This window comes from Mycetohabitans sp. B2, from assembly GCF_021733735.1.
Taxonomy (GTDB): Bacteria; Pseudomonadota; Gammaproteobacteria; order Burkholderiales; family Burkholderiaceae; genus Mycetohabitans; species Mycetohabitans rhizoxinica.
Genome location: NZ_JAHKSP010000048.1, coordinates 152,235 through 177,695, shown reverse-complemented (window position 1 = coordinate 177,695; position 25,461 = coordinate 152,235). Strand labels below are relative to the sequence as shown.

At 63.8% G+C, this 25,461-nt stretch carries 26 protein-coding genes and 1 pseudogene; 18 read left to right on the top strand and 9 right to left on the bottom strand.

Features of this window, described 5'->3' with window-relative positions; translation table 11 throughout:
- The first annotated feature begins 53 nt into the window (after positions 1-53).
- Positions 54-1,265, top strand: coding sequence for a D-alanyl-D-alanine carboxypeptidase family protein (locus tag KPG66_RS11755; protein ID WP_237070958.1), 1,212 nt, complete (start codon positions 54-56; stop codon positions 1,263-1,265).
- 105 nt (positions 1,266-1,370) lie between these two features.
- A complete protein-coding gene (locus KPG66_RS11750) occupies positions 1,371-1,640 on the top strand; it encodes an HP0495 family protein (RefSeq protein ID WP_041753887.1) in 270 nt (89 codons plus the stop codon).
- A gap of 145 nt (positions 1,641-1,785) precedes the next feature.
- Here the strand turns inward: KPG66_RS11750 and KPG66_RS11745 are convergent.
- Positions 1,786-2,726: pseudogene (locus KPG66_RS11745) on the bottom strand (transcriptional regulator GcvA).
- A gap of 155 nt (positions 2,727-2,881) precedes the next feature.
- Between KPG66_RS11745 and KPG66_RS11740 the strand changes: the two are divergent.
- From KPG66_RS11740 to lipA, 3 genes are all read left to right on the top strand, one after another.
- Entirely contained in the window at positions 2,882-3,208 is a 327-nt protein-coding gene (locus KPG66_RS11740) for a DUF2917 domain-containing protein (RefSeq protein WP_237070957.1), read from the top strand.
- Positions 3,209-3,306: 98 nt separating this feature from the next.
- On the top strand, positions 3,307-4,008 hold the full coding sequence (gene lipB / locus KPG66_RS11735) for a lipoyl(octanoyl) transferase LipB (RefSeq protein ID WP_237071029.1): 702 nt from the start codon (positions 3,307-3,309) through the stop codon (positions 4,006-4,008).
- A gap of 34 nt (positions 4,009-4,042) precedes the next feature.
- A complete protein-coding gene (gene lipA, locus KPG66_RS11730) occupies positions 4,043-5,059 on the top strand; it encodes a lipoyl synthase (RefSeq protein ID WP_041754532.1) in 1,017 nt (338 codons plus the stop codon).
- Between the two features lie 229 nt (positions 5,060-5,288).
- Here lipA and KPG66_RS11725 read toward each other — a convergent pair whose 3' ends face one another.
- Positions 5,289-5,804: a TlpA disulfide reductase family protein gene (locus KPG66_RS11725; protein ID WP_237071028.1), complete on the bottom strand. Its 516-nt coding sequence runs from the start codon at positions 5,802-5,804 to the stop codon at positions 5,289-5,291.
- 229 nt (positions 5,805-6,033) lie between these two features.
- Between KPG66_RS11725 and KPG66_RS11720 the strand changes: the two genes are divergently transcribed.
- Positions 6,034-6,549: a hypothetical protein gene (locus tag KPG66_RS11720; RefSeq protein ID WP_237070956.1), complete on the top strand. Its 516-nt coding sequence runs from the start codon at positions 6,034-6,036 to the stop codon at positions 6,547-6,549.
- Positions 6,550-6,981: 432 nt separating this feature from the next.
- Here the strand turns inward: KPG66_RS11720 and KPG66_RS11715 are convergent, their stop codons facing one another.
- Together KPG66_RS11715 and KPG66_RS11710 are read right to left on the bottom strand one after the other, a co-directional pair.
- Positions 6,982-8,514, bottom strand: coding sequence for a YifB family Mg chelatase-like AAA ATPase (locus tag KPG66_RS11715; protein ID WP_237070955.1), 1,533 nt, complete (start codon positions 8,512-8,514; stop codon positions 6,982-6,984).
- Between the two features lie 54 nt (positions 8,515-8,568).
- Positions 8,569-8,826 carry an accessory factor UbiK family protein gene (locus tag KPG66_RS11710; protein WP_041754527.1) on the bottom strand — a complete coding sequence of 86 codons (258 nt, stop codon included), beginning with the start codon at positions 8,824-8,826 and terminating at the stop codon, positions 8,569-8,571.
- 387 nt (positions 8,827-9,213) lie between these two features.
- Here KPG66_RS11710 and glnK point away from each other — a divergent pair, with 387 nt between their 5' ends.
- From glnK to ptsP, 7 genes are all read left to right on the top strand, one after another.
- A complete protein-coding gene (gene glnK, locus KPG66_RS11705) occupies positions 9,214-9,552 on the top strand; it encodes a P-II family nitrogen regulator (RefSeq protein WP_013436418.1) in 339 nt (112 codons plus the stop codon).
- 71 nt (positions 9,553-9,623) lie between these two features.
- A complete protein-coding gene (locus KPG66_RS11700) occupies positions 9,624-11,126 on the top strand; it encodes an ammonium transporter (protein ID WP_237070954.1) in 1,503 nt (500 codons plus the stop codon).
- Between the two features lie 319 nt (positions 11,127-11,445).
- Positions 11,446-12,735 carry a glutamate--cysteine ligase gene (gene gshA / locus KPG66_RS11695; protein WP_013436416.1) on the top strand — a complete coding sequence of 430 codons (1,290 nt, stop codon included), beginning with the start codon at positions 11,446-11,448 and terminating at the stop codon, positions 12,733-12,735.
- A gap of 71 nt (positions 12,736-12,806) precedes the next feature.
- Positions 12,807-13,757 (top strand): glutathione synthase, encoded by a 951-nt coding sequence (gene gshB, locus KPG66_RS11690; protein WP_013436415.1) that lies wholly within the window; start codon positions 12,807-12,809, stop codon positions 13,755-13,757.
- A gap of 71 nt (positions 13,758-13,828) precedes the next feature.
- Positions 13,829-14,347 (top strand): PTS sugar transporter subunit IIA, encoded by a 519-nt coding sequence (locus KPG66_RS11685; RefSeq protein ID WP_041754526.1) that lies wholly within the window; start codon positions 13,829-13,831, stop codon positions 14,345-14,347.
- A gap of 75 nt (positions 14,348-14,422) precedes the next feature.
- Entirely contained in the window at positions 14,423-14,692 is a 270-nt protein-coding gene (locus KPG66_RS11680; RefSeq protein WP_013436413.1) for an HPr family phosphocarrier protein, read from the top strand.
- 246 nt (positions 14,693-14,938) lie between these two features.
- Positions 14,939-16,684 carry a phosphoenolpyruvate--protein phosphotransferase gene (ptsP, locus tag KPG66_RS11675; protein ID WP_041753882.1) on the top strand — a complete coding sequence of 582 codons (1,746 nt, stop codon included), beginning with the start codon at positions 14,939-14,941 and terminating at the stop codon, positions 16,682-16,684.
- Between the two features lie 12 nt (positions 16,685-16,696).
- Here ptsP and KPG66_RS11670 read toward each other — a convergent pair whose 3' ends face one another.
- The 3 genes from KPG66_RS11670 to gpmA all read right to left on the bottom strand — a co-directional run bounded on the left by KPG66_RS11670 (position 16,697) and on the right by gpmA (position 20,019).
- Positions 16,697-17,470 carry a HesA/MoeB/ThiF family protein gene (locus KPG66_RS11670; protein WP_041753881.1) on the bottom strand — a complete coding sequence of 258 codons (774 nt, stop codon included), beginning with the start codon at positions 17,468-17,470 and terminating at the stop codon, positions 16,697-16,699.
- A gap of 112 nt (positions 17,471-17,582) precedes the next feature.
- Positions 17,583-19,157 (bottom strand): S41 family peptidase, encoded by a 1,575-nt coding sequence (locus KPG66_RS11665; RefSeq protein WP_237070953.1) that lies wholly within the window; start codon positions 19,155-19,157, stop codon positions 17,583-17,585.
- A 115-nt stretch (positions 19,158-19,272) separates the two neighbouring features.
- Positions 19,273-20,019: a 2,3-diphosphoglycerate-dependent phosphoglycerate mutase gene (gene gpmA, locus KPG66_RS11660; RefSeq protein ID WP_237070952.1), complete on the bottom strand. Its 747-nt coding sequence runs from the start codon at positions 20,017-20,019 to the stop codon at positions 19,273-19,275.
- 123 nt (positions 20,020-20,142) lie between these two features.
- Between gpmA and KPG66_RS11655 the strand changes: the two genes are divergently transcribed.
- The 4 genes from KPG66_RS11655 (at position 20,143) to KPG66_RS11640 (ending at position 22,568) form a co-directional block, all read left to right on the top strand.
- Entirely contained in the window at positions 20,143-20,565 is a 423-nt protein-coding gene (locus KPG66_RS11655) for a rhodanese-like domain-containing protein (RefSeq protein ID WP_041753880.1), read from the top strand.
- Positions 20,566-20,576: 11 nt separating this feature from the next.
- Positions 20,577-20,837: a glutaredoxin 3 gene (grxC, locus tag KPG66_RS11650; protein ID WP_237071027.1), complete on the top strand. Its 261-nt coding sequence runs from the start codon at positions 20,577-20,579 to the stop codon at positions 20,835-20,837.
- Positions 20,838-20,986: 149 nt separating this feature from the next.
- Positions 20,987-21,472 carry a protein-export chaperone SecB gene (gene secB, locus KPG66_RS11645; RefSeq protein WP_041754521.1) on the top strand — a complete coding sequence of 162 codons (486 nt, stop codon included), beginning with the start codon at positions 20,987-20,989 and terminating at the stop codon, positions 21,470-21,472.
- 91 nt (positions 21,473-21,563) lie between these two features.
- Positions 21,564-22,568, top strand: a complete 1,005-nt coding sequence (locus KPG66_RS11640; RefSeq protein WP_041753879.1) for an NAD(P)H-dependent glycerol-3-phosphate dehydrogenase — start codon at positions 21,564-21,566, stop codon at positions 22,566-22,568.
- A 132-nt stretch (positions 22,569-22,700) separates the two neighbouring features.
- On the opposite strand, the gene trmL is transcribed toward KPG66_RS11640, so the two are convergent.
- Both trmL and KPG66_RS11630 read right to left on the bottom strand, forming a co-directional pair.
- Complete coding sequence (trmL, locus tag KPG66_RS11635; protein ID WP_041753878.1) at positions 22,701-23,171, bottom strand: tRNA (uridine(34)/cytosine(34)/5-carboxymethylaminomethyluridine(34)-2'-O)-methyltransferase TrmL; 471 nt, start codon at positions 23,169-23,171, stop codon at positions 22,701-22,703.
- Positions 23,172-23,247: 76 nt separating this feature from the next.
- Complete coding sequence (locus KPG66_RS11630; RefSeq protein ID WP_336886356.1) at positions 23,248-24,126, bottom strand: ComF family protein; 879 nt, start codon at positions 24,124-24,126, stop codon at positions 23,248-23,250.
- 67 nt (positions 24,127-24,193) lie between these two features.
- Between KPG66_RS11630 and KPG66_RS11625 the strand changes: the two genes are divergently transcribed.
- Entirely contained in the window at positions 24,194-25,252 is a 1,059-nt protein-coding gene (locus KPG66_RS11625) for a methyltransferase domain-containing protein (protein ID WP_370645090.1), read from the top strand.
- Positions 25,253-25,461: the final 209 nt, after the last annotated feature.

Here is a 25,461-nt window from a genome sequence, read left to right as displayed (position 1 = left end):
CGCCGTAGCGGGCCGCTTCCCGAACTCCCCCGTTTAACGTCGATTCGATTGCTATGCGTTTGACCTTTGTCCCAAGCGTTGCCGCCCGCGCGGCAACGCTCGCGTGCGTGCTGCCTGCCGCACTCGCTGCTTCCGCTCTCATCGTTCCCGCCGACGCGCTCGCACAAGTGCCGCCTCCGGCCGTCAATGCACGCTCGTGGGTGCTCGTCGATGCCAGCAGCGCGCAGACGCTTGCGTCGGCCAACGCCGACGAGCGGGTCGAGCCCGCTTCACTGACCAAGTTGATGACCTCATACCTGGTGTTCGATGCGTTGAAGACCAGGAAGATCTCGATGGACCAGACCGTGATGCCGAGCGAGGCGGTGCGTCGTGTGGGCACGGACGAGTCGCGCATGTTCATCGAGGCGAATAAGCCGGTGACCGTGCACGATCTGGTGTACGGGATGATCGTACAGTCGGGCAACGACGCGGCGATCGCGCTGGCCGAGCTTGTTGGCGGCAGCGAAGCGCACTTCGTGCAAATGATGAACGAGGCGGCGCAGAAGCTGGGCATGAAGAACACGCATTACGCCGACGTGAATGGCATGCCCAATCCCCAGCACTACACGAGCGCGGCCGACCTGGCCGTGCTGTCGGCGCACTTGATTCGTGACTATCCTGAGTATTATTCGATTTTCGCGGTCAAGGATTTCACGTACAACAAGATCAAGCAGCTGAATCGCAACCGGCTGCTGTGGATTGACCCGACCGTGGACGGGCTCAAGACTGGCCATACGAAGGCGGCTGGCTACTGCCTGATCGCCAGCGCGAAACGGCCGCTGCCGGGGGGGCCGGACGCGTCGCGCCGGCTGGTGAGCGTGATGATGGGCGAGCCCAAGGAGCACGATCGCACGCAGGACAGTCTGAAGATGCTGAACTACGGCTACACGGCGTATGACACGGTGCGCCTGTACAAGGCCAACCAGGTCATCGATTCACCGCGCGTGTACAAGGGCTTGCAGAACGCGGTGCCGGTCGGCGTCAAGAGCGACCAGTACATCACGGTTCCGAAGGGGGTGGGCGACAAGATCAAGCCGGTGCTCGAGCGCCATGGTCCGCTGGTTGGCCCGATCGCCGACGGGCAGGTGGTGGGCACGGTGAAGGTCGTCGCCGACGGCAAGGTACTGACACAGTTCCCGGCTGTGGCGCTGCAGGCCGTGCCGCAGGCCGGCATCTTCGGACGTTTGTGGGACTCGTCGCTGCTGATGCTGGCCAACAAGAAGTAAGCTGAGGGTCAGGCGATTGGCCGCCGAGGTCGGCGCACCCCGCGCGGGGGCGCCGCATAAAACCGGGGAGTGAAAAAACGCTGTCATAATCGAAGGAAGGCTGTCATGAACTCATCCAACGAATCGCTGTTGCAGTTTCCGTGTGACTTCCCGATCAAGGTGATGGGCAAGGCGCATCCGCAGTTTCAGCAGGCCATTGTTGAGGTGGTCCGGCAATTCGATGTTGAGTTCGATGACAGCCGGGTCCAGAGCCGTCCGTCCAGCGGTGGTAACTACGTCGGCCTCACAGTGACGGTGCGTGCGACCAGCCGTGCGCAAATCGACGACCTCTATCGTGCGTTGACCGGGCACCCGATGGTGAAGGTCGTGCTATGACGACTGGGCGAGCGTCGTGCGTGGACAATCGCCGCGCGTGGTACGCCGTCGTAATGCAGCACGGCGCCCCATGCAGCCGTCGCGCGGCTGCACCCGTGGCGCGTCGCATGGCACGGCTGTAACGCTCGTGGCACGGCTGTAGCGCTTACGCTGTGGCCGGGGAAATGGGTACGCCGCTTGGGCATTGCGCGTACAGAGCGCGAAAGCGCCCGGCCTCCTCACGCAGCCATTCGAGCAATACCGTGACCCGGCGCGTTTCCAGCAGCGGGGGTGGACAGACGAACCAATACGTCCCCGGACTGGGGCCGTCTATGTCGAATAGCCGCACGAGCCGGCCGTTGATCACCTCTTGCATCGCCAGCGAGCGGCGCACTAGCGCAATGCCCTGGCCCTCCAGCGCGGCTTGCAGCAGCATCGACGAGTCCTGGTATAGTACCCCACGCCGCGGCTCGCTCCAGCCACTCAGACCCGCCGCCTGGAACCATGGACCCCACATCTCGTCGTCGTTGCGCAGCAGCGTCAGGCCGGCCAGGTCGGCCGGCGTTTTCGGCAGTTGGCCGCCGTTGAAGCTGGGCGTGCATACCGGGAAAAATACCTCATCGAGCAGCGGCTCAACGAACAACCCGGATAGTTGCCGCCGCCAAAGCGCAGCGCAACGTCGACATCGTCTCGATTGAAGTGCGTGATCGCGTTAGTGGACAACAGCTCGACGTCGATTTCCGGGTGCCGCTCGATGAAGCGTCCGATCCGCGGCGTCATCCAGCGGGCGGCAAACGGCGGCAGCACGCTGATCACAAGCCGGCGTTCCCGGTCACCGGCGCGAACCGCATCGGTGGCTGCGGCAATGTCGAACAGTGCGGCGCGCACCTGGGCCGCATAGCGGCGCCCGCAGCCGGTCAACGCGATCCGCTTGCCATCACGCTTGAACAGCGGCATGCCGAGTTCGGCCTCCAGCGCGCGGATCTGGTGACTGATCGCGCCGTGCGTCACGAACAGCTCCTGGGCGGCGCGCGAAAAGCTCTCTAGCCGGGCCGCGGCTTCGAAAGCCTTCAACGTGCCTAGGTTGGGCAAGTGACGCAGGTCCATGGCGCTTTCCCCCGGTGCGTGGCGTGCGTCGCGGTGCCGCGGCGCTTGTTAATTATGCTCACAAGACGGCGAAAAAACATCGTTTTGCGCCGTGGCCGGCCATCGCTACGATTCTAATTATTCTGGCGCATTCCGGGCGTGGGCAGGAGCGTACGATGAAACCCCTTTATTCAACCATCACGTTCGAAGTTCAACCCGGGCAGACCGTGCCGTTGCGCGTGAGCCGGGGCGTGGCGCTCACCATCGAAGGCGAGCGCGTTTGGATCACCCGCAGCGCGGACGAGCACGACTATTGGGTGGCCCCGGGTGAATCGCTGTCGCTGCGGCCCGGCGAGTTGATGTGGCTCGGCACCGAAGGCACGCGCACGGCGCGGGTGACCGTGGCCCTGCGCCTTCACTATACCCAACGTATTGCGTCATGGTGGTCGCGACGGCTGTCCGCTAGCCGGCTCGGCTGGCATACCGGATGGCTGTCAGTTTGATCGTCGCAGGCACGGGCGGGCCCGCTTTTCGGTAAACTGACGGGATGATGCCCGTGCCGTTATTTGAATCCAGCGCTGAATCTGTCGCGTTCGCGGCGATGTCCAACGACGTCGCCGTGCGCTGGCGTGGCCTCGAGCCCTACGAAGCGAGCTTCGACGCGATGCGCGCGTTCACTGCCGCACGCACGCTACTCACTACGGATGAAATCTGGCTAGTCGAGCACCCGCCGGTTTACACGCTGGGCCAAGCCGGCGATCCGGCCCATCTGCTGGCCGCGCATAGCGGTATCGCACTGGTCCAGGTCGATCGCGGCGGACAGATTACCTACCACGGGCCGGGCCAGGTCGTCGCATACCTGTTGATCGACTTGCGGCGCCGCCGGCTATGGGTGCGCGACCTGGTGACGCACATCGAGCAGGCGGTGATCGACACGCTGGCAGCGTATAATCTAGTCGGTGAGCGTCGGGCCGGTGCGCCGGGCATCTATGTCGCCGCCGGATCCGCCGTGCATCGCCATGCCGGCGCGAAGATCGCAGCGCTTGGCCTGAAAATCCGCAATGGCTGTTCGTACCATGGTGTGAGTCTTAACGTACGGATGGATCTGAAGCCGTTTCGCGACATCAACCCATGTGGCTATGTCGGTCTTGAAACCATCGACATGGCTTCGCTCGGCGTGTCGGCGCATTGGCACGACGTGGCGCGAACACTCGCTGAGCGGCTAACTGGCAACCTGCCGCCGGTCGCAGTTGCTGCATCGTCCGATGCAGCACGCGAAAGGGGCAACTCCGTGGCCGGCTGAGCAGGATGCGGCTGCCACTGCACTGGATTTCGACATGACGACTGCTGTTCCCGACCCCTCCGCCACCATCATCGCCGCGTCTGCGGCGCACGGCTCTTCCACCACCTACGATCCGAGCGCGAAGCAGAAGGCCCAGGCCAAGACCTCGCGGATTCCGATCAAGGTCGTGCCGATCGAGAAGCTGAAGAAGCCGGATTGGATCCGTGTGAAGGCCGCGACCGGCAATTCCCGCTTTTACGAAATCAAGCAGATTCTGCGCGAGCACAACCTGCACACGGTTTGCGAGGAAGCCAGTTGCCCGAATATCGGCGAATGCTTCGGCAAGGGGACGGCGACGTTCATGATCATGGGCGACAAGTGCACGCGCCGTTGCCCGTTCTGCGACGTCGGGCACGGGCGGCCGGATCCGCTGGACGCCGAAGAGCCGGTGAACCTGGCGCGTACCATCGGCGCGCTCAAGCTGCGCTACGTCGTGATCACTAGTGTGGACCGCGACGACTTGCGCGATGGCGGCGCTGGACACTTTGTCGAGTGTATCCGGCAGGTGCGGGAGCTGTCGCCGCAAACCCAGATCGAGATCCTGACACCGGACTTCCGAGGCCGGTTGGACCGCGCGCTGGCCATTCTTAACGCCGCGCCGCCGGACGTGATGAACCACAATCTCGAAACCGTGCCGCGACTATACAAAGAAGCGCGTCCAGGCTCCGACTACGCACATTCATTGAAACTGTTGAAGGACTTCAAGGCGCTACATCCGGACGTCGCAACCAAGTCCGGGCTGATGGTCGGGCTCGGCGAAACCGAGGAGGAGATCCTGCAGGTGATGCGTGACTTGCGGGCGCACGATGTCGATATGCTGACGATCGGCCAGTATCTGCAACCCTCGGAGCACCATCTGCCGGTGCGTGCCTACGTGCATCCGGACACCTTCAAGATGTACGAGCGAGAAGCCTATGCGATGGGTTTCACGCACGCGGCCGTCGGCGCGATGGTGCGCTCTAGCTATCACGCAGACGTACAAGCGCAAGGTGCGGGCGTCGTCGCGGGCTAAGGGAGCGGGCGCCGTCGTGAACCGGGGGAGCGGGCTCGGCCGGGGTGTGTCGTCTCGGCAGCGCCAGTCGGTCTCGTCTGGTTGCCCACGCCGGCTTTGCCGTCTGATCTCGCCAGCGTTGGCCAGTCCGCCGAGTTGTCAGCGCTGGCCTATCATCAGGCTGCCAGCACTAGCCTATTGTCAGACTACCGAGTTGGCCTGTCGTTAGGCTGCCGACGTCGAGCTGTCGTCAGGCTGCCAGCGCTTTTTCCAGCAACTGGTTGAGTTCTGCGAATTGCGGCGGACCGACATAACGTTTCAGAATCTGGCCGTCGCGGCTGATCACGAACGTGGTCGGTGTCAACTGGACGTTGCCAAACTGTTTGGCGGCGGAACCATCGTCCATCGCCACCTTGAACGGCAGTTGCCGCGTTTGCGCATAATTGGCCACGTACATCGGCGGATCGTATTGCATCGCGACAGCAACGAATTCGAGGCCCTTGTCCTTGAACCGGTTGTACGTGTCGACCATCTGCGGCATTTCCTTCACGCACGTGTCGCAACTGGTCGCCCAGAAATTGACCAGATAGACCTTGCCCTTCAGGTCCGCGGTGCTCAGCTTCTGACCAGACAGCAGCGTGAAGCTCGCAACGGGTGCCTGCTTGTGTGTGTTAAAAGCGAAATACGCACCCACGGCTAGCGCAACGGCAACGAGCGCGGCTGCGATCCATGAGCGGGATGGGCGGGAAGTGGCGGGCTGGCGCATCGGCGTTTTTTCGGCTGACGCGACGCCGGTGGCGTCGCCGGACAGCATGACAACAATAGCTGACATTCTATCGCTGATTCGCAGCACCCGTGAGACGGGCGTGCCCGCTACGGCCTGATCGGCGCGTCGGCGATAATCGTCGTTTTTGCGCGATGCCGCGCCGATCTCCGACCGTGGCTGCGCGATGAGGGCTAATTTAATGTTAAACCGACGTTTCTGCTGGGTAATCTTGGCTATTGCGCTGCTGACCACCGCTTGTTCGCCGCAATTCGACTGGCGCACGGTGCGTAACGACGAGGGCCACTATACGGTGATGTTGCCGGCTAAGCCGTTGCTTAACGAGCGCGTGCTCACGATTGCCGGGCACGCGCTGAAGATGCAGATGCAAACGGCGACGGTCGGCGACGCGATGTTCGCCGTGGGTGTCGTAGTGCTTCCCGCCGATGATCCCACGCTTCGTGCGCAAGTGCTGACGTACCTGCAAAGCGGTCTGGCGCGCAACGTCGGGGCGCAGCCCGTATTGCACGTAGTTCGGATTCCAGGCAGCCATGACGCCAGGGATAAATCGCGCATCGCGATGGATGTGGCCGGTCCGGTAGCCCATAGACAAACACAGGAGCAGCGCACGATCCACGCGCAATTTGTTGCGCGCGATCGGCGCGTGTACCAGGCGGCGGTCGTGTCCACGCGCGAGCCTGACCCGGTGCAACTGGAACAGTTCTTTGCGTCGTTGAAGGTGGATTGAGGCCCTGCTTTTTTCAATAGCCGGGAATCTTCGCGGTTGTGCTGCGCACCGCTGTTGATGTTTCAAACGAGCTATGGGCACTAACCATGCGATTTTTATTGAGTTTTCATACTGTCCACATGCCCTGTGGATAACTTTGTTGAAAAGTATCCGGGTCGCGGACCGGGGGCACGCTGCGACGTCGCCGCATCGGGGTGGGCGTGTTTCCAGGCAGCGGATGCATTTCCTTTATTTTCATGGGTTTGCGGTAAACCGTCGGAGATCTGCCGGATTCGGCCCACAAGCGCTGCCGATATCAAAACAGATGTGTATAAGTCAAGGCTTGTTTTCGCCCGGCGTTTCGTTTTTGGGCTGAATTCCCGCAAGCCGGCGCGCTCGGGGTGGGCTATGGCCCGCATGTGACCGGCGTGCGGCTGTGAGTCGCAGGCAGGATCAGACCATGATCGACGCGCGCCGGTATTGCACCGCCTCGCCGACGTGGACAGCGAGCACGTCATCGCTTAGATCAAGGTCGGCGATGGTGCGTGCAACGCGGCGCACCTTGTCGAAGGCACGCCCCGACCACCCCAGGCGCTCGCCGCAGGTCTGCAGTAACGCTTCGCTGTGTGGATCGAGCGGACACCAGCGATGGAGGTCCTCGGCATTCAACGCGCAATTGGCCTTATGCTGGCGTGCTAATTGACGTTCGCGCGCGTGCCGCACACGCGCCGCGACCGCGTAGCTCGCTTCGCCGCGCGTGCCGGTGCGGCGGGCGAGTTCGGCGGCCGACAGCGAAGGCACGTCGATAACGATGTCGATCCGGTCGAGCAGTGGCCCGGACAGCCTGCCGACATAGCGGGCGATCTGGCCGGGCGTGCACCGGCACCGCCCTAGTGGATCGCCACGCAAGCCACAAGGGCACGGGTTCATCGCGGCCACCAGTTGACATGTGGCGGGAAAGTCGGTTTGTGTCGCAGCTCGAGAAATCGTGATCCTGCCAGTTTCGAGCGGCTCGCGAAGGGTCTCCAGCACCGCGCGGCTAAACTCGGGCAGTTCATCGAGGAACAGTACGCCCAGGTGCGCCAGCGTGATTTCGCCGGGGCGCGGCGGGTTGTAGCCGCCGACCAACGCGGCGGCGCTCGCGCTGTGATGCGGCGCGCGAAATGGACGGCGCCCCCAGTCTGCCGCCGTGAAGCCGCGGCCGCTGGCAGATAGCAGCATCGCACAGGCCAGCGCGTCGTCGTCCGACATCGGTGGCAGTATGCCCGGCAGGCGTTGCGCCAGCATCGATTTGCCGGCGCCAGGCGGTCCCACCATCAGCATGTGATGCGAGCCGGCGGCGGCGATCTCCAGCGCCCGGCGCGCGGCAGGTTGGCCGATTATATCGGCCATATCCGGTGCGCGTTGCGCGGGCACGGCGACGCCGCACGGCTGCGCGCGCTCGATGCGCGCCTCGGGCTCGCCCTTCAGATGCGCGACGAGCGCGGCCAAGTCGGCGGCCCCAAATACGGCCACGCCTGGCGCTAGCGCGGCTTCCGCCGCATTGTCCAACGGCACGTACAGTTCCGGGCACGCTGCGCCGGGGCCAGCCTGTCTCGCGGTGCCGCACGCCATCGCGAACGCGCCCCGGACCGGCCGCAGCGCGCCGCTGAGCGACAATTCGCCGGCGAACTCGCGGCCGGTCAGTGCATCGCCCGGCAATTGCCCGCTCGCGGCCAGGATGCCCAGTGCAATCGGCAAATCGAAGCGTCCGGATTCCTTCGGCAAGTCTGCCGGGGCCAGGTTGACGGTGATTCGCCGCACGGGCACGTCGAAACCGCAATGCGCCAAGGCAGCCCGAACCCGCTCACGGCTCTCACGCACTTCCAGGTCAGGCAACCCGACGATCGCAAACGACGGCAGGCCGTTTGCCAAATGGACTTCAACAGTGACTTCGGGCGCGAGCGCGTGCAACGGCGCGCGGCTGCGGACCACGGCTAGCGACATGGCGCTTCCTTGCGGCATGTCGCCGCCGATCATGATGTCTGGGAGCTTGCGCGCCTACACGCTGTCTGCGCGCGTGGCCAACTTCTGCTCTAGCTCGGCCACACGCCGCTCCAGTTCCTCGAGCCTGAGCCGGGTGCGGGCCAGCACCTGAGCCTGGGTGTCGAATTCCTCGCGCGTGACCAGATCCAGCTTGGAGAAGCCTTGCGACAGCATCGCCTTGACGTTGCGCTCGACATCCTTCGCCGGCGAGTTTTTCAGCATTTCACTGAAGCGGGCCTGCAAGTCGTTGAACATGTCGTTTGGCTGTTTCATCGTCATTCCTCAATCTAAAATGTTGCACAAAGCCCGTGCATTAACTTAGCTGCCGCCATCGCGGCGCGATGCACGGCGCGCATGGTCGCACGAATGCGCGGTTTTGGTGCGAAACTGGCCAGGCACCTGTTTTGGGTGCAGTTCACCACGCGGTTTGGGGGCGCGCCAGCCAATCACGCAGCCGATGGAAAGACTCTAGCACGTCCGCCACGCCGTGCTGCCAAGGTGAGTGTGGCGTTGGCCATCCGGTCAAGTCTCGCTTGGCGCAGTGCCCGCGACGCGCCACGTTGACACGCTCAGGTCGCTTACGGCCCGCGGGCGCAGCATACGGCATGCTAATTGCTCTACGTCGCCCCAGCGCAAGAAGCCAACCACTGAGGGGATTCCATGAAGCTCATTACCTCGATCATCAAGCCGTTCAAGCTGGATGAAGTCCGGGAGGCACTGTCGGCGATCGGCATCTCGGGCATCACGGTGACCGAGGTCAAGGGCTTTGGCCGACAAAAGGGGCATACCGAGTTGTATCGCGGTGCCGAGTATGTCGTTGACTTTCTGCCTAAAGTCAAGATCGAGGTCGCCGTGGCCGACAACGTTGTCGAACAGGCGATCGAGGCGATCGAGCGTGCAGCGCGTACCGGCAAGATTGGCGACGGCAAGATTTTTGTCATGCCGATCGAGCAGGTGATCCGCATCCGTACCGGGGAGACAGGCGCCGACGCGCTTTGACGCAAGATGCCGGGGCCGCGCAGCGCCTGCAAGCGAATGCGAACTCAGGGCCAGGAACAAGAGGGACCACTATGCGTAAGACTTTGAGGAAATTTCTGATGGGCGTGTCGCTGTTGGCGGCCGGCATCGGGCTCTGGGCGCCGGCGTTGGCCGATGGCGCGTCGGGTGCTGTTGCGGCGTCCGTGCTCGTGTCCAGCGCGACGAATACGGTCCATGCTGCCAGCGCGGCGCCGGTCTTTGCCCCAGTGGCGTGCGCTGCCGAAGCGTCGGGCGCGGCGCCAGCCATTGGCGCCAGTGGCGAACAGGCAGCCGGCGCGCCCGCCGCGCCGACGGCACCGGTGGTTCTTGACGCATCGAAGATCAACGCCGGCGATACCGCATGGATGCTGAGCTCCACGGCACTCGTGCTATTCATGACGATCCCAGGGCTCGCGCTGTTCTACGGCGGCATGGTGCGCAAGAAGAACGTACTCGCGACCCTGATGCAAAGCTTTGCAATCACCTGTTTGGTGACGATCATCTGGGTGGTGCTCGGCTACAGTTTGGCCTTCACGCCCGGTAACGCGTTCATCGGCGGGTTCTCACGCGTGCTGCTGTCGGGCATGAGCTTTATCAAGGGTGACAAGGGTGTCACGCTGACGGTGAGCCACCTGGCCACGACGATCCCCGAATCGGTCTACATGACTTACCAGATGACTTTCGCGATCATCACGCCGGCATTGATCTGTGGTGCGTTCGCCGACCGGATGAAATTTTCGGCGATGCTGGTGTTCATGGCCCTGTGGTCGATCATGGTGTACTCGCCGATCGCGCATATGGTGTGGGAGCCGACCGGCTGGCTGTCTGCGGCAGGCATCCTTGACTTTGCCGGCGGCACGGTCGTGCATATCAACGCGGGGATAGCTGGGTTGGTCTGCGCGCTGGTGTTGGGCAAGCGCGTCGGCTACGGCCGCGAGGCGATGGCGCCGCACAATCTGGTGCTGACGCTGGTCGGTGCGGCGATGTTGTGGGTGGGTTGGTTTGGCTTCAACGCGGGCTCGGCGCTCGCCGCCGACGGCCGCGCCGGTTTCGCGATGGTGACCACGCAGGTCGCCACGGCGGCCGCGGCGCTCGCGTGGATGTTCGCGGAATGGATCGGCAAAGGCAAGCCGTCCGTGCTTGGCATTGCCTCCGGCGCGGTGGCAGGTCTGGTCGCGGTGACACCTGCATCCGGCTTCGTCGGCGTATCGGGCGCGTTGAGCATCGGCATCGTGGCCGGCGTGCTGTGTTTTCTGTCGGCGACGTGGCTCAAGAATAAGCTTGGCTATGACGATTCGCTCGACGCATTCGGCGTACACGGCATCGGCGGAATCATCGGCGCGATTCTCACTGGCGTGTTCGCGGTCAAGGATATCGGCGGCGCCGACGGCAGCGTGATCCTGCAGCTTAAGGGCGTGGCCACCACGCTGATCTACAGCGGCCTCGTGTCGTTTATCCTGCTCAAGATCATCGACGCGGTTATCGGCCTGCGCGTGACCGAAGAGGAAGAACGCGAGGGGCTGGATGTGGTGCTCCACGGCGAGCACGTCGAATGAGCCTGCGGCGTGCCGGCGGACAGCGGGCACACGAGGGCAGGCCAGTCGCGCAACAACGAGAAGAGGCACAGCGTTTGGCCCGCCGCGAGGTGGGTCTTTTTATCTCCGGTTCGCTCTATTGGACTTCGGCCGTACGAGCGGTATCTAAGCTGCATCGAGCGGTATTCGACGCATTGAGCCGTCTCCACGCTGTCGTGAGAGCGGGCATGGGCGGGGCGCGGCGATACTGGCGTGAACCTTGCGATGCGGCAAAACATCTGCACCTGAACGAAGCAACCCTCTACAATTGCTTTTTTGAGCCTGTAAGCCTCGAGTCCCCATGGTTCCGCACCTTGTCACCGCGCTCAATGGTCCGCTGCTCGACCTGGAGCGGCGGATTCTAGACGCCACGCCCGCGATCGAGCGCTGGTTCCGCCTCGAATGGCAGGAGCACACGCCACCGTTCTATTGCTCGGTGGACCTGCGCAATGCCGGCTTCAAGCTCGCGCCGGTGGACACAAACCTGTTTCCGGGCGGTTTCAATAACCTGCCCCTCGAAGTGCTGCCGCTCGCCGTGCAAGCCGCCATGGCGGCCATCGAGAAGATCTGCCCGGACGCGAAGAACCTGCTGCTGATCCCGGAGCGCCATACGCGCAACGCATTCTACTTGGACAACCTGGCACGGCTCGCCACGATCATGCGCCAAGCGGGGCTGAACGTGCGGCTGGGCACGCTGGACGAAACCGTCACCGAGCCTGTCACGCTGCCGCTGCCTGACGGCCAGGGCCTGGTGGTCGAGCCGTTGGAGCGCTCGGCGCGCCGTCTCGGGCTGAAGAACTTCGATCCCTGCTCGATCTTGTTGAACAACGATCTGTCGGCCGGTGTCCCGCCCGTGCTGGAGAACCTGCACGAGCAGTTTCTGCTGCCGCCGCTGCATGCCGGATGGGCGGTGCGGCGCAAATCGAACCACTTCGGCTGCTACGACGAGGTGGCCAAGAAATTCGCCAAGTTCATCGGCGTCGACCCGTGGATGCTCAATCCCTACTTCACGCGCGTGTCAGACATCGATTTCACCGAGCGCTCGCATGACGAGGCGCTGGCCGACGCGGTCGACGCGGTGCTGAAAAAGGTGGCGAAGAAATACCGCGAGTACGGGATTGACGATCGGCCGTACGTGGTGATCAAGGCCGATGCCGGCACTTATGGGATGGGTGTGCTGACCGTGCACGACGCATCGGAGCTTGCCGGGCTGAACAAGCGCGAGCGCAATCGGATGGCGGTCGTCAAGGAAGGGCTGCAGGTGCACGACGTCATTGTCCAGGAAGGCGTGCAGACGTTCGAGCACGTGAACGAGGCGGTGGCCGAGCCGGTCGTCTACATGATCGACCGCTATGTGGTCGGCGGCTTCTACCGCGTCCATGCGAGTCGTGCGCCGAATCAGAACCTGAACGCGCCGGGCATGCACTTCGTGCCGCTGGCCTTCGAGCATACGGCGCTGCCGGACGTGCATGCCAAGCCTGGCGCCGCGCCGCCGAACCGCTTCTACATGTACGGCGTTGTTGCGCGGCTGGCACTGCTGGCTGCATCGGTCGAATTGGAGAAGACCGACCCTGAGGCGATCCTGGTGTGACCTGTTGGCGCAGGCGAGCACCCGCTGCGCGATAATGCACGCTGGATAGCCGCTTTCCGCCGGAACGACCCATGGACCTTCTCTTTATTGCCGACCCGCTGCCGCAGTTCAAAATCTATAAGGACACGACGTATGCGATGATGGCCGAGGCCGCGCGCCGCGGCCATGTGCTTTATGCGTGCGAGCCGCGGCACCTCGCGTATGCGGGCGGCGGCGTCGAGGCTACGGTACGGCGTTTCTCGATCGTTGGCGATCACACGAATCCGGGTCAGTGGTACGACGCGGAACTCGCGGAAAATCGCGGCCTGGGCACGTTCGGTGCGGTGCTGATGCGCAAGGATCCACCGTTCGACATGGAGTATGTGACATCGACTTGGCTGTTGGAGATCGCCGAGCGGCACGGCGCGCGTATCTTCAACAAGCCGCGCGCGATCCGCGACCACTCCGAGAAGATGGCGATTGGCGAGTTCGCGCGGTTCACCGCGCCCACACTGGTTACGCGCGACGCGGCACGGCTGCGGGCATTCCACGGCGAGCACCGCGACGTGATCTTCAAGCCGTTGGATGGCATGGGTGGCATGGGCGTGTTCCGGATACGCGAGGACGGCATGAACCTGGGCTCGACGATCGAGATGCTCAGCGACAATGGCGCGCGCACCGTGATGGCGCAGCGGTATATCCCGCAGATCAAGGACGGTGACAAGCGCATTTTGCTGATCGGCGGGGAGCCGGTGCCTTATTCGCTGGCGCGGATTCCGCAGGGCACCGAGATCCGCGGCAACCTGGCCGCTGGTGGGGTGGGCCGCGCGCAGTCGCTGGCGCCGCGTGACCGCGAGATTGCCACCGCGCTCGGCCCGGTGCTGGCCGAGCGCGGCCTGCTGCTGGTCGGCTTGGATACGATCGGCGATTGGCTCACGGAGGTTAACGTGACGAGCCCGACATGTTTTCGCGAGATCACCGAGCAAACGGGGTTCAATGTCGCGGCGATGTTCGTTGACGCGCTGGAGCGCGCGGTTGGCTGACACGAGGCCGGGACGATCTGCGCCAGCCTGATAAACTATTGAAGTTCATGGCGATTTTGACGCAGGCTGACATGGCTGGCATCTTGATCATTGCCCACGCGCCACTGGCATCGGCGTTGCGGGATTGTGTCGCGCATTTCTACGGCAGTCTGCCGCTGCGCATCGGCGTGCTGGACGTGACACCGGACTGCGATCCGGTCGCCGCGCTAGCCGACGCGCACGCGCAGCTGCAGCAGGTGACCGAGCATAACGGTGCATTGGTATTGACTGACATGTTCGGGGCGACACCGGCCAACATTGCGGCCCAACTGGCGGCATTGCCGCACGTGCGGGTGGTGGCGGGTGTCAATCTGCCGATGTTGGTGCGCGCGGTGTGCTATCGGACGCTGCCGATCGACACGTTGGCGGACAAGGCGCTGCAAGGCGGTGCAAAGGGCATCCACGGCGTTGTGCCGGGCACGCCTGCCACAGCGGCGTGCCTGCCGTGCGCCGAAATGGCGTCGGCCGCTCACGGGACCGCATTGCCGCCGTGCAGTGCTGATCTGCCCGCGGATCCCGCGACGAGCGTGCCGTGTGGCCCGACGGGCTGAGCGGCCGGTGCGCGTGCTGCACCGGGCCTGCGCCTGCTCGCGCGGGCTCTCCATCGTTTCAATCCCAACCCAAACATGATTCAAAGAGAAGCAACGATTGTCAATAAATTAGGGCTCCATGCACGGGCGTCGGCCAAGCTGACGCAACTGGCTGGCAGCTTTCGGTGCGAGATCTGGATGGCGCGCAACGGCCGACGGATCAACGCAAAGAGCATCATGGGGGTCATGATGCTCGCGGCGGGTATCGGCAGCACGATCACTATCGAGACCGAGGGTCCCGACGAGCAGGCGGCGATGGATGCGATCCTCACGCTGATCGCGGACAAGTTCGGCGAAGGTCAGTAACGCCAAACAATCGGCGTTGGCGGCCAAGCAGTGCCGATGCGTGTCGCGATCCCGCGCTGCGACATCGCGACGCATTGCCCGATGCTGCATCGCGGGCTGCGGCCAAACAGGGCAGAACCTATAATGGGTGCGCCGGTCTGAGTCTGCGTCAGACATTTGCCGGGCAGGCGTGATGGCGCCCAGCGCAGGTTGCCCACGCGCGTCCGATGCTTCCCAATTGCCCAAGCACAACTAGAGGAGGGGCGCGTGTCGTTCACGCTGCATGGAATCCCTGTATCTCGAGGCATCGCGATCGGCCGCGCGTATTTGATTGCGCCTGCCGCGCTGGACGTTGCCCATTATCTAGTCGAGCCCGACCATGTCGAGGCCGAGGTGGCCCGCTTCATCGCGGCGCAGCAGGCTGTGCACGACGAGCTTGATACGTTGCGTGCCGAGCTGCCGGCGGACGCGCCCAGCGAGATGGGCGCGTTCCTCAACGTCCACACGTTGATTTTGCACGACGAGATGCTGGTCGAGGCGGTAATTGAGTTGATCCGCGTGCGGCGCTACAACGCCGAATGGGCGCTCACCGAGCAACTGGAGCGCCTGGCCAAGCATTTTGATGATATCGATGACGAGTACCTGCGTGAACGCAAGGCGGACCTGGAGCAGGTCGTCGAGCGCGTGCTCAAGGCGTTGGCCGGATCACCGGCCACCGCCGTGGCGGCCAACGACGCGCGGCGTGGCACCGATGAAATGATTGTGGTCGCGCACGATATCGCGCCGGCTGACATGCTGCAATTCAAGACGCAGACGTTTCACGGGTTTGTCACGGACCTGGGCGGGCGCACGTCGCATACTGCGATCGTCGCGCGCAGCCTGGGCATCCCGGCGGCGGTAGGCGTGCAGCAGGCTAGCTCGCTGATCCGGCAGGACGACATGATCATCGTCGACGGCGACCGTGGCGTGGTGATCGTCGACCCGGCGCCGATTGTGCTGGAGGAGTATGCGTATCGACAAAGCGAAAAGCTGCTTGAGCAACGCAAGCTGCAGCGGCTGAAGTTTTCGCCGACGCAGACTGTGTGCGGCACAAAGATCGATCTGCTGGCCAATATCGAATTACCGGACGATGCACGCACCGCGCTGGACGCCGGCGCAGTCGGCGTCGGGCTGTTCCGCACTGAATTCTTGTTCATGAATGCGCGTGGCGAGTTGCCGGAAGAGGAGCAGCAATTCGACGCATATCGACGCGTCGTGCAGACGATGAACGGCTTGCCGGTGACGATCCGCACGATCGACGTGGGCGCCGACAAACCGCTCGATTCGCGCGACGAGTTCGAGACGGCGTCTAACCCGGCGCTCGGGTTGCGTGCGATCCGCTGGAGCTTGTCTGAGCCGCAGATGTTTCTTACGCAGTTGCGGGCCATCCTGCGTGCCTCGGCGTTCGGGCCCGTGAAGATTCTCGTGCCGATGCTGGCCCATGCGCGCGAGATCGACCAGATGCTGGACCTGATCGCGCAGGCCAAACACCAGCTCGACGATGCGGGCCTGGCATACGATCCGAATGTGCGGGTCGGCGCGATGATCGAGATCCCGGCGGCCGTGATCGCGCTGCCGCTATTCCTGAAGCGCCTCGACTTCCTGTCGATCGGCACCAACGACCTGATTCAATACACGTTGGCGATTGATCGCGCGGACAACGCGGTCGCGCATTTGTATGACCCGCTGCATCCCGCGGTACTGCAACTGATCGGCATGACACTGCGCGAAGCCAGGCGGGCCGGCGTGCCGGTGTCGGTGTGCGGGGAAATGGCCGGCGATCCGGCGCTCACGCGGCTGCTGCTCGGGATGGGGCTGACCGAGTTCTCGATGCATCCGAGCCAGTTGTTGCTGGTTAAGCAGGAGGTGCTGCGCGCACAGTTGAAGAGTCTGGAAAAGCCGGTCGAGGACGTCCTGGCGTCATACGAGCCGGCAGAAATCCAGGCAGCGCTTGACCGGTTGCTGCAGGCGTAACGCGGCGGCGCGCTACGACACGGCGTCAGCGCCGCGATGCGGTGTGCCGCAAACCAGGCAATCGGCTTGGCGGCCGATACGCATCGTCTGCCAGTCCATCGTCATCGCGTCGAGCATCATCAGCCGCCCGACCAGCGTGCGCCCGATCCCGGCGATCACGCGCAGCGCCTCGGCCGCTTGCATCGCGCCGATGATGCCCACCAACGGGGAGAACACGCCCATCGTCGAGCATGCGACTTCATCGAACGGCTGGTCTGGCGCGAACACGCACGCATAGCAGGGTGAGGCGGGATCGCGCGCATCGAACGTACTGATCTGCCCGTCAAAGCGCAACGCCGCGCCGGATACCAGCGGTACGCGATGCTGGACGCATGCGCGGTTCACCGCATGACGGGTCGCGAAATTGTCGCTGCAATCGAGCACGACGTCGGCGTGCCGCACCCATTGCTGCAGCAGCGCATCGTCCGCGCGCGCGTGGATCGCGTTCACGCGTACGTCGGGATTGAGGCGGGCGAGCGTTGCACGTCCCGACGCGACCTTGGCCTGTCCGATGGTGTCGCTCGAATGCAAAATTTGTCGTTGCAGGTTGGTCAGATCGACGGTGTCGGCATCGACCAGCGTCAGCGTGCCGACGCCCGCTGCACCGAGGTACATCGCGGTCGGCGAACCGAGGCCGCCAGCCCCGATAATCAACACGTGCGCGTCTAGAAAGCGCTGCTGTGCCTCAATACCGATTTCGTCGAGCAGGATATGGCGCGAATAGCGCAGCAGTTGGTCGTCGTTCATTGCAGCATTCGTCAAAGTTCACGCGCGGCGTGTCGGCGACATCACCGCCGATACTTCACCGCCGACACGCCGCCGGCGCGTGCGATGTCGGCCGACAACGCGCGCCCGGTGCCTAACGTGGCGCGGACGCGCCGGCGGGCGCCCATGCCGGGGCATTGTCGGTACCCGGCACTGCGGGTAGCGCGGGCTTCACCGCGATCGGCGCGGACGCGGAGCGGGGTGGCTTGTTCTCGGCCATCTTGCGCTCGGTCAGCGACTTGGAGACTTGCACTGGTTCGCCCTTGAGCTGGTGCATCGCCTGCTGCAGCATGAAGTCATCGCTGCTGCCAAATTCGATCGGTGGACGGCTGCGTTCCTTCTCGCGCTGTTCCTGTGTCTTCTTCGAATTCTGCTCCTCGAGCTGACGCAATTGGTCGAGCCGGTTCTGCTCGCGCTTTTCCTGCTCGGCCTTCTCGTTCGGGTCCTGCGTGTTGGCCAGGTGATTCGAGTAATCGACCTCGCGCGTGACCAGGGCATCGTCCGGATCGCCGTCCGCGAACTGGTCGACCGGAATATCGGGACGGATACCCTTATTCTGGATCGAACGGCCGCTCGGCGTGTAGTAGTACGCGGTCGTCAAGCGCAGGGCGGTGTCGGCGGACATCGGACGCACCGTCTGCACCGACCCCTTGCCGAACGTGGTCTTGCCCATGATCAGCGCGCGATGCTGGTCCTGCAGTGCGCCGGAGACAATTTCGGAGGCTGACGCCGAGTACGCATTGACTAGCACCACCATCGGCACCGTCTTGTAGATCGCGGGCAGGTTCTTGAGCGGGTCGCTGTCGAAGGTTGACAACCGATAGTTGTCGAACGTGTCGCGATAGGTCTGCTTGGCATCGGCGATCTGGCCATTGGTCGACACGACCACCGAGTCCGGCGGCAGGAACGCGCCGGCCACGCCGACCGCGCTTTGCAGTAGGCCACCACCGTTGTTGCGCAAGTCTAGGATCAAGCCCTTGAGTTGCGGTTGCTGGCGTGCGATATCGGCGAGCTTAGCCGCCAAGTCCGGCACGGTGCGCTCTTGGAAGCTCGTGATCCGCACCCATGCATAGCCTGGTTGCACAATCTTTACCTTCACGCTCTGCACTTTAATCACCGCGCGGGTGACGGTGACCGGGAACGTGCGCTCGTCGCTCTTGCGATAGATGGTCAACGTGACCTTGGTACCCGGCTCGCCGCGCATCTGCTTGACCGCCCGGTCCAACGTCATGCCGCGTACCGGCTTGTCGTTGACCCGCGTAATCAGGTCGCCCGAGCGGATGCCGGCGCGAAATGCCGGCGTATCCTCAATCGGCGAGATGACCTTCACCAGGCCGTCCTCTTGCGTGATTTCGATGCCTAGCCCCGCGAAGCGCCCCTTCGTCTGTTCCTGCAGCTCTTGATAGTCAGTCTTGTCCAGGTACGATGAGTGCGGATCCAGGCTCGACACCATGCCTTTGATCGCCGCGGTCAACAGCTTCTTGTCGTCGACCGACTCGACGTACTCGTGCTTAATCTGGCCGAATACCTCGGCGAACAGCCGCAACTGATCTAGCGGCAGTGGCGCGGTCGTGCTGGTCGCGGCGGACGCCGAGAATTGGAGCGTGGCGAACATGCCGGTCGCGAGGCCGGCGGCAATCAGACCTGCGTTCTTCAGAGTCTTGCGCATAAAGTGAACAGTTGCAGTGGCGTGTTATGGCGCGCGGCGGCGCCCGGCGGGCGCGCTAATCGGAGAGCAAGTATAACCGCCCTTGGACAGGCCACTGGCGGCACGGTTCGGAAAATTAGGCAGCCTTACCCTGGTTCGCGACCGCGGCCTGCGCGTTGGCGATCGCCTCTGCGTCACCTAGATAATAGTGCTTGATGGGTTTGAGCGCTTCGTCCAACTCGTAGACGAGCGGCACGCCGTTCGGGATGTTCAGCCCGAGGATATCGATGTCTGAGATGCCGTCCAGGTATTTGACCAGCGCGCGGATCGAGTTGCCATGCGCGGCGATTAACACGTTGCGGCCCGACTTGATGGCCGGCGCGATCGATTCGTTCCAGATTGGCAGCACGCGCGCGACCGTGTCCTTCAGGCACTCCGTGAGCGGCAGCAACTCGCGCGCCACCTTGGTGTAGCGCGGGTCATCGTACGAGGTGCGCGGATCGGACGGCTCGAGCGCCGGCGGTGGCGTATCGTAGCTGCGCCGCCATATCAGCACCTGCTCGTCACCGTACTGGGCTGCCGTTTCAGCCTTGTTCAGCCCGGACAGCGCGCCGTAGTGCCGCTCGTTCAGGCGCCACGAGTGCACGACGGGGATATACATCAGATCCATTTCATCCTGCACGTGCCACAGCGTGCGGATGGCGCGCTTGAGCATGGACGTATACGCGATGTCGAACGTGTAGCCGGCCTGCTTGAGCAGCACGCCGGCTTGCCGCGCTTCGGCCGCGCCTTTGTCAGTGAGGTCGACGTCGACCCAGCCAGTGAAGCGGTTTTCCTTGTTCCACGTCGATTCGCCGTGGCGGATGAGGACGAGCTTGTACATGTCAATGTCAACGGTAGTCAGGAAGCGGTAAGCCGCTGGCGCACGCTGATCCAATGGCGCACGTCAGTGCATCGGACGGATATTTTATAATGTCGGATTGTTTTCTTTGTGCGAATTCCATCCGTGAAATTTTTCACCGAGCCAGCCAACCTTGTATTGATCGCCATTGCCCTCATCTCCGGGGGACTGCTGCTGTGGCCGGTCATCACGCGGCGCGACCGCGGCCTGTCCGCCGCGGACGCCACGCAACTGATCAACCGCCGCAATGCGGTCGTCATCGACCTGCGTGGTGCCGATGAATTCGCGCAGGGCCACCTGCCGCAGGCGCGTCATCTGCCGTTTGATGAGTTGAAGAGTAAAGTTGCACAGGTGGCCAAGAACAAGAGCACGCCAGTGCTGCTAGTCTGCCAAAACGGCGGGCATTCAGCCAGGGCGCAGAATGTGCTAAAGGAGGCCGGCTACGCGCAAGTGTTCACGTTGCAAGGCGGCGTCAACGCGTGGCGGCAGTCCGGCATGCCGGTCGTCAAGCAAGGAGCGGCGAAATGAGCAAGGTGGAAATGAGCAAGGTGGTAATGTACAGCACGCAGGTCTGTCCGTATTGCCAGATGGCCGAGCGTCTGTTGAGGTCGCGCGGCGTCGAGCACATCGAGAAAGTGCTGATCGATCGTGATCCTGAGCGTCGGGCGGAAATGATGGAGCGCACTGGCCGGCGTACAGTGCCGCAAGTCTTCATCGGCCAGACCCACGTCGGCGGCTACGATGACCTGTCCGCGCTCGACCGTGCCGGCGGGCTGATGCCGCTGCTCGCGGCAGTCTGACGTCTGTCTGAGCACGAGACCTTTGCCGACGCCTTGCGGCGTCGGCAGGCCGTTATACGCGCGCGCCCCGTTCGCTGGGCCGCGCCATTCGGGCGACGTGCGGCGGCTCGATGCCGTGTGCACTTGCCCCTTTCACCGAAGGAAAGTTCATGTCCGACCAGCAGAACAACCAGCCGTTCTTCAACATCCAGCGCATTTATTTGAAGGATTTGTCGCTCGAGCAGCCGAATTCGCCGGCAATCTTCCTGGAGCAGGAGATGCCCAGTGTTGAAGTCGAAGTCGACGTTAAGGCGGAGCGGCTTGCTGACGGCGTGTTCGAGGTGATCGTGACGGGCACCGTGACGGCAAAGGTCGCCACCAAGGTGGCTTTCCTGATCGAGGCCAAGCAAGCTGGCATCTTCGATATACGCAACATTCCGAACGAGCAGATCGATCCGCTGATCGGCATCGCATGCCCGACGATTATTTTTCCGTACCTGCGCTCAAACATCGCCGATGCGATCACCCGTGCCGGCTTCCCACCTATCCACTTGGCCGAAATCAACTTTCAGGCGCTGTACGAGCAGCGGCTGGCGCAGGTCAATGACCAGCCAGGTAACGGCGCGGCCAACGAAGGCTCCGCGACTACGCACTGAACGCGGTGCAGATGAGCGACGCACAGCCGATCGCCGTGGAACCGACTATCTGGACGGATTGCAACGATGTTGCTGATGTGAGGTGCTGGCAATGAAAGTTGCCGTACTCGGCGCCGGTGCGTGGGGCACCGCGCTGGCCAGTCACCTTGCGCAGCGCCATGATACGCTGCTGTGGGCCCGCGATCCGGCCCTCGTGGCCGACCTTGCTGCCGCGCGCGAGAATCGCCGCTACCTGCCAGGCATCGCGTTGGACCCCGCACTGTGCTACGAGTCCGACCTGGAGATCGCGTTGCAGCATGCGCTTGCGCACGATGCGCTGTGCGTGCTTGGCACGCCGGTCGCGGGGCTGGCCGCCGCCTGCACCGCGATGCGCGATACGGGCCACGTACCGGCACACCTTGTTTGGTTGTGTAAGGGCTTCGATGTAGACACGATGCATCTGCCGCATCAACTCGTTGCCGATGTGCTAGGCGCGCCCCCGAGTTGCGGCGCGCTGTCCGGCCCGAGCTTCGCGCGGGAAGTGGCCCAGGGCCTGCCCGTCGCGCTGACCATCGCCAGCGCGAGCGCCGAATGCCAGCGGCGCACCGTCGATGCATTCCACCATGGCTCGATGCGCGTCTATACGGGAGACGATGTCGTCGGCGTCGAGGTGGGCGGTGCGGTCAAGAATGTGCTAGCAATTGCCACCGGCATTGCCGACGGGCTCGGACTGGGTCTGAATGCGCGGGCTGCGCTGATCACGCGCGGGCTGGCGGAAATGACGCGATTGGGCGTCGCGCTCGGTGGACGGTACGATACCTTTACCGGTCTGACCGGGCTGGGTGATCTGATCCTGACCGCGACTGGGGATCTGTCGCGCAACCGCACTGTGGGTTTCCAACTGGCAGCCGGACGCGCGCTGGGCGAGATCCTAGCCGCGTTGGGGCATGTCGCCGAAGGGGTGCGATGCGCGCGCGCGGTATTGGCCATCGCGCGGCAGCATGGGATCGAGATGCCGATTACCGAAGCCGTCTGTGGCGTGCTGTTCGACGGCGTAGCGCCTCGCGCCGCGGTCGACGCGCTGTTGCGGCGGGAGGTGAAGGCCGAGACGCGTTAAACGGCGGCGGCCGCGATGCTCGTCTGCCGGCACAGCATGCTAAGGGCCATCAGCGTGTGCTGCGTGCTTGCATTCATGGACCACGAGGTTCTAGGCGAGCAGCCGGGACAACGGTGCGGACCATCGTGCCGTTTAGGTGCCGCCCTCGAAGCCATGCTGCCGCCACGCCTCGAACACCACAACGGCCACCGTATTGGACAGGTTCAGGCTGCGGTTGCCTGCCCGCATCGGCAGACGTACGCGCTGGTCGACGGCAAAGTGCTGCAGCACTGTGTCGCACAGGCCCCGCGTTTCGGCGCCGAAGACAAACCAATCGCCGGGTTGGAACGCGCGGTCTCCAAACATCGACGAGCCACGGGTCGTGAAGGCGAACATCCGGGCTGGGTCGGGCTGCTGCGTGGCGAGCAGTGTGCTCCAGTCCTGGTGCACGCGCATCTGCGCGTATTCGTGATAATCGAGACCGGCGCGGCGCATCTTCGCGTCGTCCAGTGGAAAGCCCAGCGGCTCGACCAGGTGCAGCGTGGCGCCGGTATTCGCGCATAGGCGAATGATGTTGCCGGTGTTCGGCGGAATCTCGGGTTCGACTAGAACGACGTTAAACATGGAATGGGTCAATGAGGTGGCTGGCGTGGGCATCGACGCACGAGCGCCGGTCGTGATCGTGGCCGCTTGGGGCCGATTACGCGCGCGGCGTGCGCAGTGCGACGAAATTGGTGACGCGTCGCGCGCCGGCATCCTTGAGCATTCGCGCAAGCGTATCGAGCGTTGTCCCAGATGTCATCACGTCGTCCACGATGCCCACGTGTTGGCCGCGGACCGTCTTGCGCAGCGCGAACGCGCCAGCCAGATTCGCGTGCCGGGCGGTTGTGCCGAGCAGCGCTTGTTGTCCGGTGTCGCGCACACGCACGACAGCGCGCGGATCGGCGCGCACGCTGAGGCGCCGGGCGAGCACACGTGCGATCTCCCAAGCCTGGTTGTAGCCGCGCGACGAGAGCCTCGACGCTGAAAGTGGTACGGCGATCAATGCGTCGGGCAACTCGGGCAGGTCTTGCGACGCGAGTGCCAGCCGGCGCGCGAAATCGCGTCCAAGCTCGATACGGGAGCGAAATTTCAAGTCGGCCACCAACTGGTCGAGCGGCGGCGCATAGTCGGCAAGCGTCACGGTGGCGTCGAACGCCGGTCGTGTCTGGACGCAAAACGAGCAATGCGTTGCAACGTTGCGCGGCAGTGGCAGCGCGCAGCGCGGGCAGCGTAGCCGTGCTTCATTCCAGTAAATTTCATCGCAAGCGTCGCACAGTACATCATGCGACAAATTGCCACAGAGTGCGCACTGCGTCGGCAATGCATGGCGCCAAGCGCTGTGGCATAAGCTGCGCAGCTTGGCTACCCAGCGGCGCTGCCCGCGGCCGGTACGCGCCCCGCCGGGGGCATGGCTTGAGTGGGCGATGCGTACTGCCGCCGTGGCGGGCCGCGCGTGGCTGCGCCGTCGGTCACTGCTGTGATCGTTGACGAATGTACGGTCGCGGGCCGGCGTGGGCAATGGGGTAGACTGCTTCATCAGAAACGGAAACGGATACTGGATTAGGGCGGTCGAACGAGTATACTGCGGCCCTTCCCGCAAGCCTATGCTCATGCCAACCGACCACGACCGTCCGGCGGACCAAGACACCGATACGGATGCGCAGCGCGCTCCCGGGTTGCGCCAGCTCAGGCAGATTTTTGATCGTCGTGCCGCGCAATTTCGTGACGTGGCGTTCTTGCCGCGCGAGATCGCGCAGCGCATGCATGAGCGATTGCAGTACATCAAGCTGCAGCCGGTGCGGGTGCTCGACGCGGGGTGCGGCACGGGCGAGGACATCGATGCGCTGCGCGCGCGCTTCACGCCGGCCAGCGTCTATGGCGCGGACCTATCGCGCGCGATGCTCGGCGCCGCGCACGCGTTGGGGTGCGGTGGTGCCCACGCGGCGTCCGGGCAGCCCGCCCCAGCGGGCGGCTGGCGCCGTCTGCTGCCGGCCGCATTGCGTCATCTTGCGCCGGGCCGCGCTCGACCGCGCGACCGGGTGCAGGCCGACTTCGGCGCGCTGCCGTTTGCGCCGGAGTGTTTTGACTTGCTATGGTCAAATTTGGCGCTGCAGTGGCATGCGCGTCCGGACCGGGTGTTTCCCGAGTGGCAGCGGGTACTGAAAACTGGCGGGCTGCTGATGTTCTCCACGCTCGGTCCTGATACGCTGCGCGAGCTGCGTAGGGCGTGGGCGGTCGCAGATGGTGGCGCGGCGCAGCATGTGCTCGACTTTGTCGATATGCATGACTGCGGCGACATGCTGGTTGCCAGCGGCTTCGAGATTCCAGTGATGGATATGGAGACGCTCACAGTCACGTACGCGTCCCCGCAATCGCTGCTGGCCGATGTGCACCGCTGGGGGGCAATGCCACCGCAGAGTGCGCGGCGCGGCGACGCGCGCGCCGATGTGTCGCGCGGCCTGATTTCGCGCGGCATGTATCGTCGCCTGCTCGACGCGCTGGAAGCGCAACGGCAGCCCGACGGCACGATACCGCTCACCTTTGAGGTGGTCTACGGTCATGCGTGGAAGGCCGTGGCTCGCGTGACGCCTGAAGGCCATGGCATCGTCCGCGTCGACGAGATCGGCCATATGTCGCGCGGTGCGCGCAGGATGTCTTTCTGATGCATCGGCATGCGCGCGTGGGCGGCGGGACCGATACTTCGTTATCCCGGAAATCGCTGCTGAAAATGACTGTCGCAAACTGCGTCAAAATGGCGCAGAGGCTTGTCGGGCAAAGGTTCGAGCCGGTTTGGCGTTGCTTGTGGATGACCATGAACCCGCCTATAATGCGTCAGTTTGTCGCTTGGGGGTCCGCACTATGGGGGCGATGG

Bases quoted from the DNA above. Each gene is read 5' to 3' on its own strand.
- KPG66_RS11755 (WP_237070958.1), top strand. From the start codon at position 54: ATGCGTTTGACCTTTGTCCCAAGCGTTGCCGCCCGCGCGGCAACGCTC.
- KPG66_RS11750 (WP_041753887.1), top strand. From the start codon at position 1,371: ATGAACTCATCCAACGAATCGCTGTTGCAGTTTCCGTGTGACTTCCCG.
- KPG66_RS11740 (WP_237070957.1), top strand. From the start codon at position 2,882: ATGAAACCCCTTTATTCAACCATCACGTTCGAAGTTCAACCCGGGCAG.
- lipB (WP_237071029.1), top strand. From the start codon at position 3,307: ATGTCCAACGACGTCGCCGTGCGCTGGCGTGGCCTCGAGCCCTACGAA.
- lipA (WP_041754532.1), top strand. From the start codon at position 4,043: ATGACGACTGCTGTTCCCGACCCCTCCGCCACCATCATCGCCGCGTCT.
- KPG66_RS11725 (WP_237071028.1), bottom strand. From the start codon at position 5,804: ATGCGCCAGCCCGCCACTTCCCGCCCATCCCGCTCATGGATCGCAGCC.
- KPG66_RS11715 (WP_237070955.1), bottom strand. From the start codon at position 8,514: ATGTCGCTAGCCGTGGTCCGCAGCCGCGCGCCGTTGCACGCGCTCGCG.
- KPG66_RS11710 (WP_041754527.1), bottom strand. From the start codon at position 8,826: ATGAAACAGCCAAACGACATGTTCAACGACTTGCAGGCCCGCTTCAGT.
- glnK (WP_013436418.1), top strand. From the start codon at position 9,214: ATGAAGCTCATTACCTCGATCATCAAGCCGTTCAAGCTGGATGAAGTC.
- KPG66_RS11700 (WP_237070954.1), top strand. From the start codon at position 9,624: ATGCGTAAGACTTTGAGGAAATTTCTGATGGGCGTGTCGCTGTTGGCG.
- gshA (WP_013436416.1), top strand. From the start codon at position 11,446: ATGGTTCCGCACCTTGTCACCGCGCTCAATGGTCCGCTGCTCGACCTG.
- gshB (WP_013436415.1), top strand. From the start codon at position 12,807: ATGGACCTTCTCTTTATTGCCGACCCGCTGCCGCAGTTCAAAATCTAT.
- KPG66_RS11685 (WP_041754526.1), top strand. From the start codon at position 13,829: ATGGCTGGCATCTTGATCATTGCCCACGCGCCACTGGCATCGGCGTTG.
- KPG66_RS11680 (WP_013436413.1), top strand. From the start codon at position 14,423: ATGATTCAAAGAGAAGCAACGATTGTCAATAAATTAGGGCTCCATGCA.
- KPG66_RS11670 (WP_041753881.1), bottom strand. From the start codon at position 17,470: ATGAACGACGACCAACTGCTGCGCTATTCGCGCCATATCCTGCTCGAC.
- KPG66_RS11665 (WP_237070953.1), bottom strand. From the start codon at position 19,157: ATGCGCAAGACTCTGAAGAACGCAGGTCTGATTGCCGCCGGCCTCGCG.
- gpmA (WP_237070952.1), bottom strand. From the start codon at position 20,019: ATGTACAAGCTCGTCCTCATCCGCCACGGCGAATCGACGTGGAACAAG.
- grxC (WP_237071027.1), top strand. From the start codon at position 20,577: ATGAGCAAGGTGGTAATGTACAGCACGCAGGTCTGTCCGTATTGCCAG.
- secB (WP_041754521.1), top strand. From the start codon at position 20,987: ATGTCCGACCAGCAGAACAACCAGCCGTTCTTCAACATCCAGCGCATT.
- KPG66_RS11640 (WP_041753879.1), top strand. From the start codon at position 21,564: ATGAAAGTTGCCGTACTCGGCGCCGGTGCGTGGGGCACCGCGCTGGCC.
- trmL (WP_041753878.1), bottom strand. From the start codon at position 23,171: ATGTTTAACGTCGTTCTAGTCGAACCCGAGATTCCGCCGAACACCGGC.
- KPG66_RS11630 (WP_336886356.1), bottom strand. From the start codon at position 24,126: ATGAAGCAGTCTACCCCATTGCCCACGCCGGCCCGCGACCGTACATTC.
- KPG66_RS11625 (WP_370645090.1), top strand. From the start codon at position 24,194: ATGCTCATGCCAACCGACCACGACCGTCCGGCGGACCAAGACACCGAT.